At 64.8% G+C, this 1,771-nt stretch carries 3 protein-coding genes; 2 read left to right on the plus strand and 1 reads right to left on the minus strand.

Annotation, left to right across the window (positions count from 1 at the left end):
- Nucleotides 1-96 precede the first annotated feature (96 nt).
- Entirely contained in the window at nt 97-528 is a 432-nt protein-coding gene (locus tag JHC79_RS23655; protein ID WP_296395524.1) for a nuclear transport factor 2 family protein, read from the plus strand.
- Nucleotides 529-838: 310 nt separating this feature from the next.
- Here JHC79_RS23655 and JHC79_RS23660 read toward each other — a convergent pair whose 3' ends face one another.
- The gene (locus JHC79_RS23660) at nt 839-1,186 is read right to left on the minus strand and encodes a hypothetical protein (protein WP_296395526.1); all 348 of its coding nucleotides are present in this window, start codon (nt 1,184-1,186) and stop codon (nt 839-841) included.
- Between the two features lie 344 nt (nt 1,187-1,530).
- On the opposite strand from JHC79_RS23660, the gene JHC79_RS23665 reads away from it, so the two are divergent.
- The coding region (locus JHC79_RS23665; RefSeq protein ID WP_296395528.1) for a DUF6480 family protein at nt 1,531-1,771 on the plus strand (241 nt) is incomplete at its 3' end.

Here is a 1,771-nt window from a genome sequence, read left to right on the forward strand (position 1 = left end):
AGGCAGCGGACTTAAAATCCGCCAAGTGTCGGTTCGAGTCCGACTGGGGGCACCGATCGTGTTCTCTGAGACCTACAGACAGGTCGGAGGCACTTCATGGGTGACGGCGACGACGTACACGCGATCCACACGCTGCTCTATCGGTACGCAGAGCTGCTGGATTCCGGCGAGTTCGCAGGCGTCGCCGCGTTGCTGGCCGATGCCGACATCATCGTGGGCGGAAAGGTCGTCGGCCGCGGGGAGCGGTTCGTCGAGCAGATGCTCACGACCAGGGTGATCGTCCACGACGACGGCACACCGCGAACGCGCCATCTGATCACCAACCCGATCGTCGAGTTCGACAACACCGACCAGGCACGTGGGCGGTCCTGCTACACGGTCCTGCAGCCCGGCGCGACAGGCATCGACATCGTCGTCACCGGGCGCCATCACGACACGTTCCGTCGCGTGGACGGTCGCTGGCGGTTCGCGAGTCGGGACTACACGTTCATGGACTTCACCGGCGACACCGCCAACCACCTTCGCTGAGTCGCGAAGACACCTGCGCCGCAACGGTGAGCCGTCACCCACGACACTGAACTGACCCCGATCACCGCACTCGCGGTCCACCGCACAAGCAGCGAAAGGCGCACCCGCGTCGACAGAACTGGCCTGATGCTGTCGGCCCCATCGCCGAGGGGCCCGACGATGAGTGGGATCGCATGCTGGACATCAACGCGGACACCGGGATTACTGCCCGACGACATCGCCAATGCGGTGACCTACATGGTGACGAGGGGCCGCCGGGTCGCTGTGAACGAGATGCTGGTTCGTTCGGCAGAGCAGACCTGGTGACGCGTCACTCGACCGGGCGGTCGTCGGTGTCGGCGCGCTGATTCTGCTGCTGCTGCTGGTGTTGCGGGTAGGCGCTGCGGTAACGGGCCCGACGGAGTCGACTCGATCGCTGCTGGACACCGGGGTCCTGCCGCGCCTGCGCGTTGACACGCGTCCCGATCGCGGTCACTGCGAACAGCACGACGGCGACCACCACGGCGATGACACCAAGCGCGGTGCGCCCGGTCAGCAGACCGACGACGCCGAGCGCCACCAGAACAACCCCGATGGCGCCGGCGAGCGATCCCACCTTGCTGAGTACCGCGGCGTTGCGCGCTCTGACAATCCGGTCATGCGTGTCGTCGTGAGTCATACGTCCTCCTCAGGATCTCCACGAAGTGAACCAATTGTTCAATATTGGAACCCTAGACCAGTAGCCGCGCATTCCTGACGGCGGTCGAGATCACATGAGAACGGTTCACCCGGTGGGAGTGACGCGAATTACTGAACAGCTGGTTCAACAACTCGAGCGGGGCGGCGTATCGTGGAGCCCACGACGTTGCGCGACATCCGCGCTTCTGACCACCGCCGGAATGCGGTGACGACACGTGCGGAGCCCGTCGCACAACCACCGGTTCACATCCGAGCCCAGCCCTCAGACCACACGCTGCCGCGCCCGTCGGGTGCTGGCGGACGAATTCTCAGTTCAGGAGCTTCATGACCACCGAACCGAACCCGAACAAGCCCGACACCGATCTCGAACCCGGTGGCGAACTCGCGCCGGGCGCGACGCCTCCCGACAGCGGGTCGACGTCGATGGCATCGGACGGCCGTCAGACCGTGCCGAAACGCTTCTCCCCCACCATCATCACGGTGATGATCATCGTGGGCATCATCATCGTTCTCGCGGTGGCCGGCGGCATCGCAGTGATCTTCGACGCGTTCCAGCTCTTCACCT

Source organism: Williamsia sp. (genome assembly GCF_016462415.1).
In the GTDB taxonomy this organism is placed as follows: domain Bacteria; phylum Actinomycetota; class Actinomycetes; order Mycobacteriales; family Mycobacteriaceae; genus Williamsia_A.